15 protein-coding genes and 1 rRNA gene are annotated in these 20,014 nt (G+C 37.9%); 13 read left to right on the top strand and 3 right to left on the bottom strand.

The features are described 5' to 3' along the window. Window positions 1–33 precede the first annotated feature (33 nt). Window positions 34–540, bottom strand: coding sequence for an antibiotic biosynthesis monooxygenase family protein (locus tag M3225_RS24440; protein WP_116740346.1), 507 nt, complete (start codon window positions 538–540; stop codon window positions 34–36). A gap of 185 nt (window positions 541–725) precedes the next feature. Here M3225_RS24440 and M3225_RS24435 point away from each other — a divergent pair, with 185 nt between their 5' ends. The 5 genes from M3225_RS24435 (at window position 726) to M3225_RS24415 (ending at window position 7,416) form a co-directional block, all read left to right on the top strand. After that, window positions 726–2,855 (top strand): transglycosylase domain-containing protein, encoded by a 2,130-nt coding sequence (locus M3225_RS24435; protein WP_251398818.1) that lies wholly within the window; start codon window positions 726–728, stop codon window positions 2,853–2,855. 196 nt (window positions 2,856–3,051) lie between these two features. Then, window positions 3,052–4,095 carry a uroporphyrinogen decarboxylase gene (gene hemE / locus M3225_RS24430; RefSeq protein ID WP_251398815.1) on the top strand — a complete coding sequence of 348 codons (1,044 nt, stop codon included), beginning with the start codon at window positions 3,052–3,054 and terminating at the stop codon, window positions 4,093–4,095. A 97-nt stretch (window positions 4,096–4,192) separates the two neighbouring features. Further along, window positions 4,193–5,125 (top strand): ferrochelatase, encoded by a 933-nt coding sequence (hemH, locus tag M3225_RS24425; protein ID WP_251398812.1) that lies wholly within the window; start codon window positions 4,193–4,195, stop codon window positions 5,123–5,125. 137 nt (window positions 5,126–5,262) lie between these two features. Then, complete coding sequence (gene hemY / locus M3225_RS24420; RefSeq protein ID WP_251398809.1) at window positions 5,263–6,684, top strand: protoporphyrinogen oxidase; 1,422 nt, start codon at window positions 5,263–5,265, stop codon at window positions 6,682–6,684. A 162-nt stretch (window positions 6,685–6,846) separates the two neighbouring features. Then, entirely contained in the window at window positions 6,847–7,416 is a 570-nt protein-coding gene (locus M3225_RS24415) for a TetR/AcrR family transcriptional regulator (RefSeq protein WP_251398806.1), read from the top strand. Between the two features lie 53 nt (window positions 7,417–7,469). Here the strand turns inward: M3225_RS24415 and M3225_RS24410 are convergent, their stop codons facing one another. Beyond that, the gene (locus M3225_RS24410; protein ID WP_251398803.1) at window positions 7,470–9,635 is read right to left on the bottom strand and encodes a peptidoglycan D,D-transpeptidase FtsI family protein; all 2,166 of its coding nucleotides are present in this window, start codon (window positions 9,633–9,635) and stop codon (window positions 7,470–7,472) included. A 278-nt stretch (window positions 9,636–9,913) separates the two neighbouring features. Here M3225_RS24410 and M3225_RS24405 point away from each other — a divergent pair, with 278 nt between their 5' ends. From M3225_RS24405 to M3225_RS24395, 3 genes are all read left to right on the top strand, one after another. Continuing rightward, a complete protein-coding gene (locus M3225_RS24405; protein ID WP_251398800.1) occupies window positions 9,914–11,203 on the top strand; it encodes an ABC transporter substrate-binding protein in 1,290 nt (429 codons plus the stop codon). A gap of 148 nt (window positions 11,204–11,351) precedes the next feature. Continuing rightward, window positions 11,352–13,172 (top strand): cache domain-containing sensor histidine kinase, encoded by a 1,821-nt coding sequence (locus M3225_RS24400; protein WP_251398797.1) that lies wholly within the window; start codon window positions 11,352–11,354, stop codon window positions 13,170–13,172. Then, a complete protein-coding gene (locus M3225_RS24395) occupies window positions 13,150–14,733 on the top strand; it encodes a response regulator (RefSeq protein WP_251398793.1) in 1,584 nt (527 codons plus the stop codon). Before M3225_RS24400 ends, M3225_RS24395 begins: the two co-directional genes overlap by 23 nt. Before the next feature lie 39 nt (window positions 14,734–14,772). On the opposite strand, the gene yhfH is transcribed toward M3225_RS24395, so the two are convergent. Next, window positions 14,773–14,904, bottom strand: a complete 132-nt coding sequence (gene yhfH, locus M3225_RS24390; RefSeq protein ID WP_013055337.1) for a protein YhfH — start codon at window positions 14,902–14,904, stop codon at window positions 14,773–14,775. A 228-nt stretch (window positions 14,905–15,132) separates the two neighbouring features. On the opposite strand from yhfH, the gene M3225_RS24385 reads away from it, so the two are divergent. From M3225_RS24385 to M3225_RS24365, 5 genes are all read left to right on the top strand, one after another. Continuing rightward, window positions 15,133–15,864 carry an MBL fold metallo-hydrolase gene (locus M3225_RS24385; RefSeq protein WP_251398790.1) on the top strand — a complete coding sequence of 244 codons (732 nt, stop codon included), beginning with the start codon at window positions 15,133–15,135 and terminating at the stop codon, window positions 15,862–15,864. A 15-nt stretch (window positions 15,865–15,879) separates the two neighbouring features. Then, window positions 15,880–16,869, top strand: coding sequence for a lipoate--protein ligase (locus tag M3225_RS24380; RefSeq protein WP_251398787.1), 990 nt, complete (start codon window positions 15,880–15,882; stop codon window positions 16,867–16,869). Window positions 16,870–17,038: 169 nt separating this feature from the next. Then, window positions 17,039–18,568, top strand: a complete 1,530-nt coding sequence (locus tag M3225_RS24375) for a fatty acid--CoA ligase family protein (RefSeq protein ID WP_251398781.1) — start codon at window positions 17,039–17,041, stop codon at window positions 18,566–18,568. Between the two features lie 38 nt (window positions 18,569–18,606). After that, window positions 18,607–19,383 carry an enoyl-CoA hydratase-related protein gene (locus tag M3225_RS24370; protein WP_251398779.1) on the top strand — a complete coding sequence of 259 codons (777 nt, stop codon included), beginning with the start codon at window positions 18,607–18,609 and terminating at the stop codon, window positions 19,381–19,383. A 412-nt stretch (window positions 19,384–19,795) separates the two neighbouring features. After that, a 16S ribosomal RNA gene (locus M3225_RS24365) occupies window positions 19,796–20,014 on the top strand; the annotation flags it as partial.

The following is a 20,014-nucleotide window of genomic DNA, read 5'->3' as shown; positions in this document are numbered from 1 at the left end:
ATTGTGATACTCGCTTACTAGGAGGATGTTTGCTTATTTAACTACGTGGTATGAGGTCACATAAGAAGGGCGAGAGAAAATCGATGGCTGCTGATCCACGCCTTCTGACGTACCGCGTTTTTTATGTGCTTCATTATAGGCTTTTGAAGACTGCCAATCGCTAAATGAACTTTCATCTTTCCACCCTGTAAAGATAATGTATGTGTCATTTTGCAGTGGACGAAGCACACGAATAGCTGAGAAGCCCGGTTCACTTTCGATTAAACGAGCTCGTTGGCTAAATCGCTGTTCAAACAAAGGGCGACCTTCATCTGTAACTGAAATATTATTTAGTACAGCAAATCCGCTATCTGCAAGATCTCCAGAAGCATCTAATACTTCATAAGCATGTCCTTCTTTAAAAATTGTATCTCCATCTGTTTCGTGAACTAGTGCAAATTGATCGTCATCTTTGTGAAGCAGTAATAAACGTTCGCTTGGATGTTCGTCGATCAACTTCTGAAGATAAGGGCCTGTTCCGTAAGTAATAAAGATCTTCATGGATTATACTTCCTTTCTAATTGGAAATTGCATACAATTTACAATTGTAAATCATACTAAAATTATAAAATTTTACACACGAAAATTCAAAAATTGTGAACTTCTAATGAAGATGGTAAAGTAAAACATTGATGAAGTTGTTTTCCATATTATCAAAAGTTTAGCGGAAGAAAAGGGGTGGCACGATGTACAAAAAAGGCTTATACGCAATTGCTGCCTTAGTTGGAATTTTTCTATTAGGATTGATTGGATATATTATCATCTTGTTTCTTGGAAACTATGTAATCGATGAGAAAAAGATTGTCATGGACTCGGCTACGAGATTAGTGGATGAAAATGGAGACGAGTTAACAAAGCTCTACGTAAAAAATCGGGATTTGGTTTCAATTGATAAGATTCCAAAGCATGTACAACAAGCATTTATTTCAATTGAAGATGTTCGTTTTTATGAACACCACGGAATCGATTTTAAATCTATTGGTCGAGCATTATACCGAGACATATTGGCTGGAGAAAGTGTTGAAGGAGGAAGTACTTTGACACAGCAGCTGGCTAAAAATGTGTTTTTATCTAATGATAAAACGCTGCTTAGAAAAACAAAAGAAGTAGTGGTTGCCATTAACTTGGAGCAGCGTTACAGTAAGCAAAAGCTGCTTGAAATGTATTTGAACCAAATATACTTTGGACACGGAGCCTATGGAATCCAAGCTGCATCCAAGCTTTACTTCAATAAAGAAGTCTCCGAATTAACGGTAGAAGAAGGTGCGTTGCTCGCTGCACTGCCAAAAGCACCGAATTCTTATTCTCCTATTTTACATCCAGAAAAAAGTATAGAACGTAGAAATGTTGTGTTAAATGCCATGCAAAAAGCAGGTTATTTATCAGCTGAAAAAAATGTCCGTTTACAAGGAAGAACGCTGGGGTTGAACATAAAGGAACGAGCTAAGAACCCAGCGTATTTAACCTATATCGATATGGTTATTCAAGAAGCAGAGAAGAAATACAGCATTTCGAGCAATGAGCTTCTGCGCGGAGGTTATACGGTCAAAGTACCGATGAGCATAAAAGTACAAGAGGCCGCATACGAGCTGATGAAAGAAAATCGCTATTTTCCAGGTACAGATAATAGTGCCCAAGGTGCTTTTGTATTAGTCGATAACAAAAGCGGAGGAGTTTTATCTGTTATGGGAGGAAGAGATTATGTACAGAAATCGCTCAATCGCGTAAATGTCAAAAGACAGCCAGGGTCTACCATGAAACCTATTGCGGTATATGGCCCTGCATTAGAAGAAGGTCAATTCAAGCCTTATTCTTTGCTGCAAGACAAGCTGAGAAGCTACGGGGGATACACACCTAAAAACGTAGACGGTCAATATGCTAAAAAGGTAACGATGTACGATGCCCTGAAAGATTCTAAAAATGCAGCCGCTGTCTGGACATTGAATCAGCTGGGAGTTGAAACAAGTAAGCAGTATCTTACAAAGCTAGGAATTCCTTTAGAAGACAAAGGGCTTGCGATTGCTCTTGGAGGATTAAAAGAAGGAATTACACCGCTTCAATTAGCAGGAGCATACCGGGCATTTGCTGAAAACGGAGAAAACATCCAACCGTACTTCATTCAGGAAATAAAAGATAAAGATGGCAAAGTGATTGCAAAAGCTGTTCCCGACACTCACCAAGCATTCTCAAAACAGACGGCTTGGTATATGACAAAAATGCTTCAAGGAGTTGTTAGAGAAGGAACGGCACAGAATGGAGAATTTAAAGGAGAGTTAGCAGGAAAAACAGGGTCTACTTCGTATACAAATGTTAAAGGAGCCACGAGAGATGCTTGGTTTGTCGGATATACGCCAGATGTCGTAGGAAGCGTGTGGATGGGATATGATTCTACAAATGATCAGCATTATTTAACAAAAGGAAGTTCTTATCCGACTCTATTATTTAAAGACATTCTAACAAGAGCTGGTTATGATGAAGCTGCATTTCAAAAGCCAGCAGGCGTTAAAGATCTGCCAAAACCAATACGCTTAGAGCAGGTTAAAGACTTGAAACAAGAATTAACATTCCATCCATTTGGTTTGCTAACGGTAAATTTATCGTGGACACCTTCATCCGATAAAAGAGCTGTTTATTATGTTTATGAGAAAAAAGGAGATAAAGCTGAAGTAATTGGTAAAGTGAAGGGAAAAGGAACATTTGAAAAAGAGCATGTGAATCTGCTCGACGGTCCTACATATTATGTAGTTCCTTACAATTCCCAAACAAAACAAAAAGGAAAAAAATCCAACGAAGTAACACCGGCTCTTTTTCAATAAAAAAAGGAAGAGTAGGGCGAATTTTTGACATTTTTAGCAGGTGGCTATACAAGTCGTAAAGAAATGGGTATAGTGACAAGTAGAGAATATAACGTGAAACTTTAATCAGTAGAGGAACCGGTATGTTCCTTTGCTGATTCTTGTCTGTCTAATCGAAGAAAATACGGATGGAAGACAATCGAGAAAGGTGGAAATTATGAGTCAAGGAACGTTTAACGATACTTTTTTAAAAGCCTGTAGAGGGGAAAAAACGGACCATGTTCCGGTTTGGTTTATGCGTCAAGCAGGGCGTTCACAGCCGGAATACCGAAAGCTAAAAGAGAAGTACTCTCTATTTGAAATCACTCACCAGCCGGAGCTTGGGGCATACGTAACACGCCTGCCCGTTGAACAGTACGGAGTGGATGCAGCTATTTTATATAAAGATATAATGTCACCGCTTCCTTCAATTGGAGTGGATGTTGAAATCAAGTCAGGAATTGGTCCCGTAATTTCTAATCCAATTCAATCTTTAAGCGATGTAGAAAAACTAGGAGAAATTACACCGGAAGAAGATGTTCCGTATGTATTAGATACGATTCAGTTGTTAACAACTGAACAGTTAAACGTACCTCTAATTGGTTTTGCCGGTGCTCCTTTTACAGTGGCAAGCTATATGATTGAAGGAGGACCTTCAAAAAACTACAATAAAACAAAAGCATTTATGTACACGGAACCTAAAGCATGGTTTGCACTAATGGATAAGTTAGCAGATATGACGATTACATATGTAAAAGCGCAAATTGACGCTGGAGCAAAAGCCATTCAAATCTTTGATTCGTGGGTGGGTGCTTTAAATGTAGCAGATTATCGTTACTTTATAAAACCTGTTATGGAGCGAATTTTTACCTCTTTGCGCGAAAAAAATGTACCGCTAATTATGTTTGGAGTAGGGGCAAGTCATTTGGCAAAAGAATGGCACGATCTGCCGCTGGATGTAGTGGGATTAGACTGGCGAACGCAGCTGGATGAAGCACGTGCACTAGGCTTAACAAAAACACTGCAAGGAAACTTAGATCCTGCTATTTTGTTAGCTCCATGGGAAGTTATTGAAGAACGTGTAACAGAAATTTTAGATAAAGGGATGGCCAGTCCTGGTTACATCTTTAACTTGGGGCACGGCGTCTTTCCACAGGTTCAGCCGGAAACGTTGAAGCGTTTAACAACCTTTATTCATGAATATTCTGCAAATAGACAATAAATTGTCAAATAATTTGGAGCGCTAAACTTTGAATTTTTCTTTTTATTCATGGCAAAATGAAGACAAGTATTGAATCTAACAAAGAGGTGTCGAACACATGAGTAAAAAAGTAATGGGATTACTTGTAATGGCATATGGAACGCCATATAAAGAAGAAGATATTGAACGTTACTATACACATATCCGCCGTGGACGTAAACCTTCACTGGAAGCCTTAGAAGATTTACAAAACCGCTACGAAGCAATCGGAGGCATTTCACCTCTTGCAAAAATTACGCAACAGCAAATGGAAAATTTGGAAAAGCGCTTGAATGAAGTGCAGGATGAAATTGAATTTAAAGCGTATCTTGGCTTAAAGCATATTGAACCGTTTGTTGAAGATGCAGTAGAAGCGATGCATAAAGACGGAATTGAAGAAGCGGTCAGCATTGTGCTTGCACCTCACTTTTCAACGTTTAGCGTGAAATCTTATAATGGGCGCGCTAAAGAAACGGCTGAAAAATTAGGAGGACCAATCATTCATTCCGTAGAAAGCTGGTACAGTGAGCCAAAGTTCATTCAGTACTGGGCTACGCGTGTTAAACAAACGTTTGATTTAATAGACGAAGAGAAACGTCAAAAAGCCGTATTGATTGTTTCTGCGCACAGCTTGCCAGAAAAAATTATTGCAGCAGGAGATCCATATCCAAATCAGCTTCAAGAAACAGCGGATTTAATTGCACAAGCAGCCGGTATTGAACATTGTGAAATTGGCTGGCAAAGTGCTGGAAATACGCCAGAGCCATGGATTGGTCCTGACGTACAAGATTTAACAAGAGAATTGCATGAAGAAAAAGGCTATACATCGTTCGTCTATACCCCGGTTGGATTTATCGCAGACCACTTAGAGGTCCTTTATGATAACGACTATGAATGTAAAGTGGTGACAGATGAAATTGGGGCTGATTACTACCGCCCTGAAATGCCGAATGCACAGCCTGAATTTATCGATGGATTAGCTACAGTTGTGCTAAAACGAATTGCCCGTTAAGTCAATATAGATTCTTTGTACGTTGAATAGGGACGAAAAGTAACTTATAATCAATATAAAGAAAAGTAAGAAGCGAGCTATGGACTTCCATAATCGCTTCTCTTTATATTGAATTTTACAGAAAAGGCGATGATAACATGACGGATAGACGAAAAAAGGTTGTCATCATCGGTGGAGGAATCACAGGTCTTTCAGCTGCCTATTATTTGCAAAAAAAAATAAAGGATCATCAGCTGCCAATTGATCTTCAACTAATAGAAGCGACGCATCGGCTTGGGGGGAAAATCCAAACGGTCAAACGAGACGGTTATTTATTCGAAAAAGGTCCTGATTCATTTTTAGCGCGTAAGCTAGCTGCTACAAAACTGGCAAAAGAAGTGGGGCTAGGTAGGGAGCTAGTCGGAAATGAAAAGGGAAAATCCTATATTCTAGTAAAAGATACACCTCATGCGCTGCCTGATGGTGCTGTAATGGGGATACCAACTAAGTTATCTCCTTTTATTACAACAGGGTTATTTTCACCTGTTGGCAAGCTGCGCGCAGCAGCTGATTTTTTTATACCAAAGACAAAAAATCAGGATGATCGTTCGCTAGGTGTATTTTTTAGAAGACGGTTTGGTGATGAAGTTGTTGAAAATTTAATTGAGCCTCTATTATCAGGAATTTACGCAGGAGACGTTGATCGTTTGAGTTTAAGATCAACATTTCCACAGTTTCTGCATGCTGAACATAAGTACCGGAGCTTAATTGTTGGAATGAAAAAGCTAAAAGAAATTCACCCACAGCACGGTGATGATTCGGAGTTTAAAAAAAATAGCGTCTTTTTAACATTAAAAGAAGGTCTTCAATCGCTAGTAGATGGGGTAGAAAAAGCACTAGAGCCTGATATTATTACAAAAGGAATAAAAGTAGAGAAAATTCACAAAGAAGATAGCATATATGAATTATCGTTAAATAGCGGGAAAGTAATAAAAGCAGACAGCGTTATTGTAACTTCTCCTCATGCAGCTGCTCAGTCTATGCTTTCGGAATATAAAATATTCGAACCTCTGAAGCATATGCCTTCTACTTCAGTAGCCACTGTTGTGATAGCCTTTGCACAAGAAGCGCTGCAAGATCATCTAGATGCAATGAACATCGCCGTTTCAAGAAATAGTGATTACACGATTACGGCATGCACGTGGCTAAATAAAAAGTGGCCGCATGCGGTTCCGGAAGGAAAAGTGCTGCTGAGATGTTTAGTTGGACGAACCGGAGACGAAGCTGTGGTGGATCAGCCTGACGATGAAATCTTCAAAATTGTCTTGGAGGATTTGAAGAAGCTCATCACAATTTCTGCCGATCCTGAATTTTACGCGGTCACGAGATGGAAGCAGTCTATGCCTCAGTATACGGTCGGACATCACGATATGCTAGATACGATGAACGAACAGCTTGAAAAAGAGCTTGCCGGTCTTTATGTAGCGGGAAGCTCGTATGAAGGTCTAGGTATACCAGAATGTGTAGAGCAAGGAGAAGATGTGGCTAAAAAAGCGGTTAAATATGTGCAGCAATTGTAGAAGTGGAGCGGTGAATCAATGCTCCACTTTTTTGTCTACTACCTGTAGAGAAAGGTCATACTAAGAAAAGAAATTGTGGTTGAAAAGCAAAAGAAACTTATGCTATAGTAAAACCGTACTTGTTGACTGAAATATTCATTTGGTCAGAAAGAAGGGGATAACATGGCTATAGACCGAAAGCAATCAGTTGTTGATGCAGCGTCAAAATCATTTGCGCTGTTTGGATATAAAGCAACGACTATGGAGCAAGTGGCGAAGCTTGCAAATGTCGGAAAAGGAACGATTTATACTTTTTTTAAAAACAAAGAAGAATTATTCGATGAAATTGTTACACGAATGATTCGAGAAATGACAGATGCAGCTGAAACTGTCATTGATAGCAACCGTCCGTTTTTTGAAAATGCCCAAGCAGCTATTTTTCGAATCTTAGAATTCCGCACGGAGCATCAGCTTATGCTGAAGCTGGTACAGGAACAGCAGTTAGGCACTACAGCAGTGCAAGAAGTGCTGGTGCGAGTAGAAGAAGAAATTTTGACTTATATAAAAAACAAAATTGAAATTGCGATTTCTAAAAAAGAAATCAAACCGTGCGACCCGGAGCTCACCGCTTTTTTACTATTTAAAATGTACATTGCACTTGTCTATGATTGGGAAAAACGGCATGAGCCGCTCTCAGAAGAAAAAATTGCTGAATTAATCGAGCTATATTTTTTACGCGGTCTGTCTCAGTGAGATGGGCTTTTTTCATAGAGAAAACAAAAAAGGTCTCATGACGAGACCTTTTTTTATTGTTCAGTGGTATCTTTTTTTACACCGTTTAATTCTGTATTCCCTGTTTTTGCATCTTCTTCTTTTTGTTCTACTTCTTTTTCGCCTTCTTTTTTAAGGTCGAAGTAAGCTTTAATAGAATCGCCTGTAATAGTTTTACTTAACGTATTAGATGTACCTGCTACATAAGCAGAAGGGATGACAACCGCTACGGCTACTTCGGGATTATCATAAGGCGCGTATGAAACGAATGTAGAGTTACGGACGCTTACGCCTTTGTTAAAGGTTTCCGCTGTACCAGATTTACCAGCGATGTTGTACTTTGAGTATTTTGGACCATTTAATACACGTCCAGTTCCATTGGTTACTACACGTCGAAACCCTTGCTTAACAATGTTAATTTCAGATTCGCTCATTGTAATACGATTTAGCACTTCTGGTTCAACAGAACTTTGAATACTTCCTTTTAGCTCGCTATCAAGTTCGGGTTCGCGAATTTCTTTTACTAAGTGAGGTTTCATACGATATCCACCGTTAGCAATTGTCGATATATACTGAACAAGCTGAAGCGGTGTGTACGTATCATACTGTCCGATACCAAAATCCAGCGCTTTACCTGGTTCGTTTGTTACGGTATTGCGAATACCCGTTGATTCATTTTCTAAGTCAATTCCCGTTGAAATTCCAAGGCCAAACTGACTATAGTATGAGCGCAGCTTGGTAAAGGTAGACGATGGAATGTTCAGTTTGCCTCCGGGACGATACGTTTCACCAGCCATGCTCATAACCGTACGGTACATGAATACGTTTGATGATTGTTCCAAAGCTTTTTGAATTCCTGTTGCTCCAATTGGATGAGACGATTTCTTAATTGTTCCTCCAGCAAACTTCAGCGGCGCATCGTAAAAAACCGTACCAGGCTGAATAGCACCTGAATCAAGTCCGGCAAGAACGGTCGCTCCTTTAACCGCAGAACCTACTTCATAAGAAGTTGTCATGTTGCCAAGAGCAAAGTCTTGTACTTTACGTGCTCCGGTTTGCTTATCGGTAACAAGCTGTTTTCCTCCCATCGCTAAAATGTCTCCTGTATGAGGATCCATCATGATAGCAAACGCTCGGTCCATTAATCGTGAACCAGCAGCACCGGATGTCACAGCTTTTGTTAAAACATCTTCGACTTGCTTTTGCAGTTCCATGTCAATTGTTAAAATTAAGTCACTGCCCCGCTGACCTTCTGTAACGGTCTCTTGGCTCACTAAGTTGCCGGAGCGGTCCGTGACGTTTTGCACGCGAGCTTTTTGACCGCGAAGAACGTCTTCGTACTGCTTTTCTAAATAACTTTTTCCTACTCGGTCATTTCGGCTGTAGCCGTGTGATAAATAGTACTGTAGGTTTTCGCTTGGCAATCCTTCATCAGCTGATGTGATTTTTCCAAGCAGCGTACTAAGTAAGTCATCGTATGTATACATACGGTCCCAGTAAGTTGTCGTATCGACGCCCGGTAAGTCACCCAGCTGCTCACTAATAACGGCAAGCTCTTTATCGGTTAAGCCGCTTTTAATAATTTGAGCGGTTAACGCGTACCCGCCTTCCATCTTGCTTTTAATGGCAATCACTTCAAGGTCGTCTTTAACCGATAGAAGTTCATTTTTTGTGATGCGCTTCAGCTGAAGAGGATACAAATCATCTTCAGAAAGTTGACCTTCTTTTACTTTTTGCTTATCCGCTGCGGTAATTTTTTTCGCTGCTGCTTTTGGATGAGTTGCAATCCAATAATCTTTTAAGTCGCGTTCTGTTAGCTTAATCGTATTTTTATCTTTCTTTTTACCCGATTTGCCAAACACGTCTGTTGTAACAGGGACGTCAATAAGAGTAGCAAGCTTTTTAGCTACTTTTAGCTTGTCTTCTTGAGTGACTCCTTTCAAACGCGTGTACGTGACAGCGTTCAACGGTTTATTATCCACGATAACGCGGTCATAGCGGTCTAGCATCTTTCCGCGAGGAACCGGTGAATCTACCGTTTCATCTTCTGTTTTTTCAACTTCTCGTTTATAGTTCTCTCCGTACACAATCTGTACGAAGCCTAATCGTAAAATGAGTGCAGAAAAAAGCAGGAAAACCACAATAAACAGCCAGTTAATTCGAAATGAGACATGTGTTTTTTTGCGCTTTTTAGTTTTCATGTAAACCCCTTCACTTTGTTTATGCAAGTTAAAAAATTCATAAATTTTCTTATGAATCTATCACTCTACATATTAACATAATTTTGTCTATAAATGTTATTAGGTGGAATAAAACAGATAAAAAATTTATAGAAGTTTTTGTGGAAGAAGAGAGAGCTGTCGAAGCGTGCTGAAGGCGGTGTTCAATATTTTCCACTCGGTTGTTCAATATTGTTACCTGTTCAAATGTCCTAGAATCGGTAAAATAAAGAGAGATAGATATCAAGGGGGCAAAACGAATGAAAATGAAAAGGCTTTCAATAATGTCTGGCATGTTAGCAACATCACTTTTATTTGCGACAGCATGTTCAAACTCAGGTACGGATTCAAAAGCAAGTAAATCAGCTGGTTCAGGTGATCAAGTTGTTATTGATATGTTCCAGTTCAAAGTGGAAATTGCAGATCAGCTGAAAGAATTAACGGATGAATATACAAAAGAACATCCAAACGTAAAGTTTAACATCCAAACAGTCGGCGGAGGTGCGGACTATGGTGCAGCATTAAAAGCACAGTTTGCCTCTGGAAATGAACCCGATATCTTTAATAATGGAGGTTTCCAAGAAGCGCAAACGTGGAAGGATAAATTAGAAGATTTATCTGATCAGCCGTGGGTAGATAATCTATACGATATCGCCAAAGAACCGATGACAATGGACGGAAAAATCTATGGTCAGCCGCTAAACTTAGAAGGTTATGGTTTTATTTATAATAAGGATTTATTTGAAAAAGCAGGCATTAAAGAATTGCCTAAGACGCTGTCAGAATTAGAAGCAGCTTCTAAAAAGCTTAAAGCAAAAGGCATTACGCCATTTTCTAATGGATACGGAGAGTGGTGGGTGCTAGGTAACCACTTATTTAATATTCCAATGGCGCAGCAAGACGATCCAGATGCGTTTATTAAAGGCCTAAACGAAGGAAAAGCAAAATTTGAAGGCAATGAAACGTTTAAGCAATTTATGAATCTGTTCGATTTAACGTTAAAGTATGGAAATAAAAATCCATTAACGACAGACTATAATACACAAGTTACTCAATTTGCTTCTGGTGAAACAGCAATGATGCAACAAGGTAACTGGACGGTAAATATGATTACGAAAATCAATCCGGACATGAAAATGGGCTTTATCCCAATGCCAATCAGCAACGATGCGAAGAAAAATGATAAATTAGCAATCGGAGTTCCAAATAACTGGGTAGTGAACAAAAATGCGCCAGATGCAGATAAAAAAGCAGCGAAGGAATTCTTAAATTGGATGGTTTCTTCTAAAGAGGGTCAAAAATTCTTAGTTGAAAAGTTCAAGTTCATTCCAGCGTTCAAAAACATCGATGGAAAAGGAATCGATTCTTTATCTGATGATATCTTAAAATACTCTGAAGAAGGTAAAACATTATCTTGGAACTGGTTCAAGTATCCAGAAGGAACGGTTCAAGAAGTCGGAGCAGCAATGCAGTCCTATGCAGGCAAGCAAATGACGGAAGAAGAGTTTATGAAGAAATTAGATAAGATCTGGGCCAAAATGAAGAAATAACCAAAAAGTCCGCGTGGAAAACGCGGACTTTTTGGTGTAAAAAAATAGCTGGTTAGATTCATAGTTATGAAAAATAATAGTTAATTGAAAGCGCTTTTAATGTATAATAATAGTCATAATGTATGACATTAGTCAAAGGAGGTTGTTTGTGAAAGGCTGGAGCATACGCAAGAAATTAATTTTGTTTTTCTTATTCGCAACAGTTATTCCATTTTTAATTTCAACAATTTTTACGTATCAATACACAAAAGAAACGGTTAAGAATCGATTTATTTCTACCAACTATCAAGTTATTAAAAATGGAAGCAATGATTTGAGCGATTACTTAAATGAAATTGCTAATATTACGAAAAGGCTGTACGGCTATCACCCATTTATTAAAGTGTTAGATGAAGGCGTGTCGAGTGACTTAGGAGCCAATCAACTGGAAATATCACGAACTCTTCTTTATTTATATAATACTCGTCCTGAGATTGAACAGCTCCATCTTTATATTGAAAACGGGCATGACTCGTATACGGCTTATAATTCGAAAGTGAGTAGCAGAGGGAAGTACGATGATATTTACACTCAGCCTTACTATTCTTATTTAAATAAAAATCATAAATTTCTTGCAGTTGAGCCTACCCATGAAATTTATAGCTACAATAATTTATCAACGTTAATTGATTCACTACCGAATCAAGTTATTAGCTTTCATCAGCGGATTGATGAAATTCCATCAGACAAGTTGTTAGCTTATCTATCTTTAGACATTAACATGACACAAATTCAATCTATATCGCAGCGTCTATATAATGAAGAGTCAGAAGATTTTTATTTGATGAACAATAAAGGGGAAGTTTTGTATTCCTCGGATTCAAAGGTTATTGGAAAAAACGAAAACTACCCATGGCTAAAGGTGCTTACGTCTCAAGAAGATCACAGCATGGAATGGGAAGATAAAAGCTTCTCAGGCGTATTAATGTATGAAAAGCTTAAACAGCCTTTTGAGGACTTATACATTGTGAAGCGAATTCCTTACAGTGTTTTATATGAGGATGCGCGGAAGACAGCACTTATGAATGTATTAATTGGCCTACCATTTTTGTGCATGCTCGTTATCGCTACGCTCTTTATATCCGTGCGTTTTACACAGCCGATTAACGTGTTAATTCGCAATATGAAAGAAGTGGAAAAAGGATCATTTGAGGTGCGTTTTAAATCGCTTGGAAACGATGAATTTGGTGTTTTAGGAAGGCATTTTACCTCTATGGTGGGAACAATTAATGACTTGATTGAACGTAAATTTCGATTGGAGTTAGAAAATAAATCAACGCAGCTAAAAGTGCTGCAGTCACAAATTAATCCGCATTTTTTATACAACGCATTTCAATCGATTGGAACTCTTGCTCTTAAGCATAAAGCAGTTGAAGTATATTCTTTATTAACCTCGCTTTCGCACATTATGCGGTACAGTATGAATATGAAAGAGGATATCGTTAGCTTAAAGCAAGAAGTCGATCACGTAAAAGCTTTCTTAAGTCTTCAGAAACAGCGGTTTGGTTCAAAGTTTGAGTATGAGTTAGATATCGAAAAAGAGGCAGAGCTTATGCGAATACCGAAAATGATTTTGCAGCCTCTTATTGAGAATTCTTTTAAGCATGGATTCGAAACCCGCACAGGAAGCGGAAAGCTGTTGATTTCAGCGAAGTTGAACGGAGAAGAACTGGTTCTAACTGTTTCTGATAACGGAAAAGGCATAGGGCAACAAGAGTTGAATCAATTAAAAACGAGACTTCAGCAATCGTATCATCAAACAGATGAGCATATTGGGTTGCAAAACATTTATGAACGACTTCGCATCTACTATGGAGATCATGCTTCAATGCAAATTAGCAGTAAAGAGAATCACGATTTTACCGTTATCATAACGCTAACAACAATTGAAGAAAAGAGGGATAGTGATGAAAGTATTAATCGTGGATGATGAAGAGCATGTAAGAGAAGGAATAAAGCTGCTTGGGCAGTGGGAAGAACATGAAATTACAGATGTGATAGAAGCCGATAGCGGTGAGCAAGCGATTGCACTTATCGAGGATCATGGACCGGAAATCATTTTTACAGATATGAAAATGCCTAATATCGATGGAATTGCTTTGTTAGAGTGGATTAAAGAAAATTCACCTTCTAGCAAAACCATTGTGGTAACAGGATATGATGACTATCATTATATGCGTAAAGCTATTCATTTTGGAAGTACAGATTATATTCTAAAACCAGTAGATCCTTCGATTTTAAATGATACGCTTACACGAGCTGTAACTCAATGGAAAAAAGAAGAAGAGTCCAGAAAAGTTCATAATAGCAGTTATCGTTTAATTAATGAAATGAAGCCGATTTATCGAGATCGAAAACTAACGCAGTTAATGAACAATTATTTGCTAAATCAATCAATCTATGAAGAGTTTGGTTTCCATCTGACTAGAGAATATGAAGTGGGTATCGTACGTGTAGATGAATCCATTATTCGTTCTTTTGGCGGTGACCGGGATTTAGCCTATTTTTCAATTTTAAATGTAATCAATGAAATGCTGATGGCAGAAGAAAACGGGGTAGCCTTCCGTTATTTATCAAATAAGTGGGAAATCATCATTATATTTTGGAATGACTTTGAAAGTATTTCCTCTTTGCTGACGGCTTTACATACAGCAATTCGCCGTACGTTAGAAGTGAGCTGTCGGATTGCAAGAGGGTGCAAAGTCTCTTCTATTGATCAGCTAATGAAATCCTATGAACATGCGAAAAACTCGCTTTTATTAAGCAATGTCCTCGATCAAAATAAAGTGAAGGTTTACAGCGAGCAAGACGTTTTAGCGAGCGCTTTATTAATAAATATGATGGATTATAACAGTGAAATTGAAGAAGCGCTTCAAGTAGGGAAGTTTGAAGCGTTTTTGCCGGTATTCAACGAAATTATCACAGCTTTTGAAGCACAAAATTATCTATCATTAAAGCAAATTCTACACTTTGAGCAGGAATATCAGCTATTAAGTCAGCATTGGTTAAAAAGATATCACATCCCTTATACGATAAATAACGGTCCTGAATATGTTCTTTCTTTTTTCTATAACCAAGATGGACAGTTTCAGCTGGAAAAATATGTAGAGAGAAAGAAGCGTGAAGTAAGGCGCTTTTTAAAAGTGGTAAAAAGATATAACAAGCAAAACAATCGCGACGTTATTTACGAGATCGAACAATATTTGCAGCATAATTTTCATCGAGATGTGAAGCTCCAAGAAATATCGGAACGCTTCTATTTAAGCCGTGAATATATTTCAAGAAAGTTTAAGCAAGAGTTTCAAGAAAACATTTCAGATTATATGGTGAAAGTCAGAATGAATAAAGCTAAATCACTTTTACTAAATGAAGAACTAAAAATCTATGAAATTGCGAATATGATTGGATATCATGATGATAAATACTTTCGAAAAGTATTTAAAAAAGTAGAAGGCATTACGCCCAATGAGTATCGCAGTTTGATCGTATAAAAAAAGCTGAAACTGTTTTATAACAGTTTCAGCTTTTTCTTATTTCATTATATCTAGACAGTGATCGCATTTATTTCCGTAGCACTCATGCTGTTCCTCGATGTCGTTGCCGCATTCTACGCACTTTTTGTTGGGTAATCTTTTGAAAAATTCAGTCATTTTTTCTAACATTTTAAATCCCCTCCGTTGCTTTTGTTACTAACATTGTATTATAACAGATGATAAAATGTCAATTATGTTTTATAACAATTTAGCCTATTTTGTTATTCTAAGTAGTTATTTGTTATATAACAATGAGTTATTTCGATAAAATGCCGGAAACAGGTGCCTTTCAGTTAGTTTTCAAAAAAAAGTAGGGTATACTGAACGTAATAAAAATAGTACGAAAGGGTGATTGAAATGAAAGTAACTGTTATTGGTTTTTGGGGAGGATATCCCGCTGTTTCAGAAGCTACTTCTAGCTATTTAGTTGAGCACGATGGATTTAAGCTGCTTGTTGATTGCGGAAGCGGTGCATTGGCTCAGCTGCAAAAATATGCAAAGCCAGAAGAAATAGATGCTATGATTTTATCTCATTATCATCATGATCACGTGGCTGATATCGGAGTGTTTCAATATGCTCGCCTCATTCAGACTCATCTAGGGAACTCTGTTAGGGAACTTTCTATTTACGGACATACATATGATCAGGAAAGCTTCAACAAACTTACTCACAAAGGAATTACTAAAGGGGTAGAGTATGATCCGAGTCAAAAACTTGAAGTTGGGCCTTTTACAATCGAGTTTATGAAAACGAAACACCCAGTTGTTTGTTATGCCATGAGAATAAGTGCTGGCAATCAAACCTTTGTGTACACAGCGGACTCCAGTTATTTAGAAGAGTTTGTTTCCTTCTCAGAGGATGCAGATCTTCTTATTTGTGAATGTAATTTTTATGCCAATCAAGATGGAAGCGGCGCTGGACACATGACGAGTACAGAAGCCGGTACACTTGCTTCAAAAGCAAGTGTCAAACACCTTATGCTTACTCACCTTCCGCACTACGGAGAACATCAACAGCTAGTAGAGGAAGCCGCTGCTCATTATAGAGGTACGCTTACGTTAGCTGAATCAGGATATGTATGGGAATAACAAGGAGGAAAATGAATGTTATTTATTGATAATCAAAAAAATTATGATCCCCGAATTAACTTAGCAATTGAAGAGTATGCACTCAAGTATTTAGATATAAATGAGACATATCTGCTGTTTTATATTAATGAACCTTCTATTATCATTGGGAAAAACCAGAACACCATTGAGGAGATTAATACAAAATATGTTGAAGATCAGCATATTCACGTAGTGAGACGTCTATCGGGAGGGGGTGCCGTTTATCATGATAAAGGAAATTTAAACTTCAGCTTTATTACGAAAGATGATGGGAATAGCTTTCATAATTTTAAAAAGTTTACCGAGCCAGTCGTGGAAGCTTTAAAGAAATTAGGTGTTAATGCTGAGTTAAGCGGACGAAATGATTTAATGGCCGAAGGACGGAAAATTTCTGGAAATGCGCAGTTTTCGACGAAAGGAAGAATGTTCAGTCATGGAACTCTTCTTTTTGATTCAGAAATTGAAAACGTCGTATCAGCGTTAAAAGTAAAAAAAGATAAAATTGAATCCAAAGGCATTAAGTCCATTCGAAATAGAGTAGCGAATATCAGTGAATTTTTAGAACAGAAAGTAACGGTGGAAGAATTTAGAGAAATGTTGCTTCGGTATATTTTTGAAGGAGAAGAAAATATAACAGAATATAAACTAATGGAAAAAGATTGGGAAACGATTCATCAAATTTCTAAAGAGCGCTATCAGTCATGGGATTGGAACTATGGAAAATCACCTAAATTTAACTTACAGCACTCTCACCGCTTTCCTGTGGGACAAATTGATGTTCGTTTAGAAGTGAATAAAGGGAAAATTGATGCCTGCACCATTTATGGAGATTTCTTTGGAGTGGGCGATGTTCAGGAAGTACAGGGAAAATTAACAGGTGTTCGTTATGAAAAAGCTTCTATTGAACAAGCTTTAGAAGACGTCGATATTCCACATTATTTTGGTAATATCACAAAAGAAGAGTTTGTTGAATTAATCTATTAAGAAAAAAGTCTGCTACATCAGGCTTTTTTTCTTTTTAAACAGATGAGTCTTGTCAATAGAACAGCAGTAACATTATAATAGAATAGAAGAAGTAAGAATTTTTACATTATTATGACTTAATAATGAATGGGTGTTCATTCATTCGTTATTAAAAGGAGGAAGTTATGAGATGAATTTGTCAGCACAGCTTCATAAAACAGCTGAGCAATTTCCGCAAAAATCGGCATATGTTTTTATGGACCAGGAAACATCTTATTCAGAACTTGATGCATCGGTATCTAAGTTTGCTAATGGTCTGAAGCAATTAGGTGTAAAAAAAGGAGATCATATCGCTTTGATTGTCGGCAACTCGCCTCATTTTGTTATTGGATTGTACGGTGCTCTTCGAGTAGGAGCTACTGTTATACCCATTAATCCTATTTACACAGCGGATGAAATTAGCTACATGCTTCAGGATGGAGATGTAAAAGCAGTTGTTGCGGTTGATTTAATTCTCCCTATCTTAAAGAAAATCATTGGACACACTCCATTTTTGGAACATGTTATTTTATGTGAAACAACAGATAAAGTGGAAAATATACCTTCTTATTTTCACACGTTTTCGCAAGTTGTAAACAGAGGGGAAGCTACATATGATTTTCTGGAGTTAAAAGAAGAAGATGTGGCCATCATTCTGTATACGTCAGGAACAACTGGAAGACCAAAAGGAGCTATGCTTACGCATAAGAATATTTATTCAAATGCTCAAGACGTAGCAGATTATTTAAATATAAATGGGAATGACCGAGTCGTAGCTGCTTTGCCGATGTTTCACGTATTTTGTTTAACTGTTTCATTAAATGCGCCTTTAATGAACGGAGGAACGATATTAATTGAACCAAAATTCAGTCCATCTTCTATATTTGAATTAATTCAAAATCGACAAGCGACTATTTTTGCCGGCGTTCCCACAATGTATAATTTCTTACTTCAGCATGACAAAGGGAAAAAAGAGCACTTCCGCACTATAAGGCTTTGTATATCAGGCGGGGCATCAATGCCGGTGGCGCTTTTAACTCATTTTGAACGTAAATTTGGGGTAATGGTAGCAGAAGGGTATGGATTATCTGAGGCTTCTCCTGTGACGTGTTTTAATCCGATTGACCGAGAGAGAAAAGCCGGTTCTATAGGTACATCTATTATGAATGTTGAAAATAAAGTGGTAAACGAACTAGGAGAAGAAGTAGAAGTAGGACAAGTCGGTGAGCTTGTTGTGAAAGGCCCTAATGTGATGAAAGGTTATTACAAGCTTCCTGAAGACACGGAATATGCGCTCCGAGATGGTTGGCTGTATACAGGTGACTTAGCAAGAATGGATAAGGAAGGTTATTTTTATATCGTTGACCGTAAAAAAGATTTAATTATTGTAGGAGGATATAATGTTTATCCTCGCGAAGTAGAAGAAGTGATGTATGCGCATCCGGATATTGTAGAAGTGGCTGTTATCGGAGTCCCTGATCCTTCTTTAGGTGAATGTGTGAAGTGTTACGTGGTTTGCAATAATCAAGAGGTAACGGAAGAGAAGCTTATTGCCTACTGCAAAGAGCACCTTGCTAAATATAAAGTGCCAAGTGAAATTGAATTTTTAAAAGAACTTCCTAAAAATACAACGGGAAAAATTTTAAGGCGTGCACTGAAGCAACAGGTATCTCAGGAATGATAAAATGAAAGCGATTCCAAATAGGGGGTGGTAAAAGGATGTCATCTATTTCTTATGAAATGAAGGGACACGTGGGCCATGTGATACTGAACCGTCCGGAAGCGATGAATGCTTTTAATTACGATATGCTTAAAGAATTGGAAGAAGTAATTGAAGAAATTCGTATTCAAAAAGATATTCGAGTTGTGACATTTAAAGGAGCAGGTGAAAAATCTTTTAGTGTAGGTGCTGATTTAAAAGAACGTAAAACCCTCTCTGATCAAGAGGTAAAGCGCAATATTTACAAAATAGGAGAAGTGTTTTCTAAGATAGAGCAGCTTCCTCAGCCAACGATAGCAATCATCAATGGATATGCATTTGGAGGAGGAATGGAGCTGGCTTTAGCATGTGATTTCCGGATTGCTTCAATAAAAGCGCTTATGGGTTTAACGGAAACTAGCTTAGCGATTATACCAGGCGCAGGAGGAACACAGCGTCTCCCTCGTTTAGTTGGGGAAGCAAAAGCACTGGAACTAATTTTAACGGCTCAGCGCCTCTCAGCATCAGAAGCGAAAGAATGTGGTCTAGTAACGAAGGTAGCTCCTGGATATGAAGTAGAAGAAACAATAGATATTTTTATTTCTCTTTTATTGAAAAATGGGCCAATTGCACTTCAGCAAGCAAAATTTGCTATCAAAGAAGGAATGAAGGTAGATTTGCAGACTGGTTTGCAAATTGAACGAAAAGCATATGAATTAACGATTCCGACAGAAGATCGTCTGGAGGCACTTCAAGCATTTGCTGAGAAGAGAAGACCTATTTTTAAAGGGAAATAAGAAAGGGCTGTCTAATGGACAGCTCTTTTTCAACTTCTTCATAAATGAAGAAATTGAAAAAAGTAAAGGGTTCAGGAATATAGAAGGCAAAGTTTAAACCTAGCTTTTGCCTATAATATGATGATATGATCTAGATAAAATAACTATCTAAATCAAGAAGTAATAATTTTGGATTTTTTTCTTAAAAACTATTGACTTTAATAAAGATGTATTTTATTATTAGAAAGCGTCGTTGAGACATAACGGTAACAACGAAGCTGAAAAAAAGAATTTTAAAAAGTTGTTGACATTAAGTTGATAACTTGATAAGATAATAAAGTCGCTTAAGAGCGGCGGTTGAACTTTGAAAACTGAACAAAGCGACAAACGTCAACGTTAATTTTTATTTTTTAAATTGAGCAAGTCAAACATTTCTTCGGAGAGTTTGATCCTGGCTCAGGATGAACGCTGGCGGCGTGCCTAATACATGCAAGTCGAGCGAACTGATTAGAAGCTTGCTTCTATGACGTTAGCGGCGGACGGGTGAGTAACACGTGGGCAACCTGCCTGTAAGACTGGGATAACTTCGGGAAACCGAAGCTAATACCGGATAGGATCTTCTCCTTCATGGGAGATGATTGAAAGATGGTTT

Source organism: Priestia aryabhattai, from assembly GCF_023715685.1.
In the GTDB taxonomy this organism is placed as follows: domain Bacteria; phylum Bacillota; class Bacilli; order Bacillales; family Bacillaceae_H; genus Priestia; species Priestia aryabhattai_B.
Note: the sequence above shows the minus strand (reverse complement) of the source record. Positions and strands in the feature narration are given on the sequence as shown.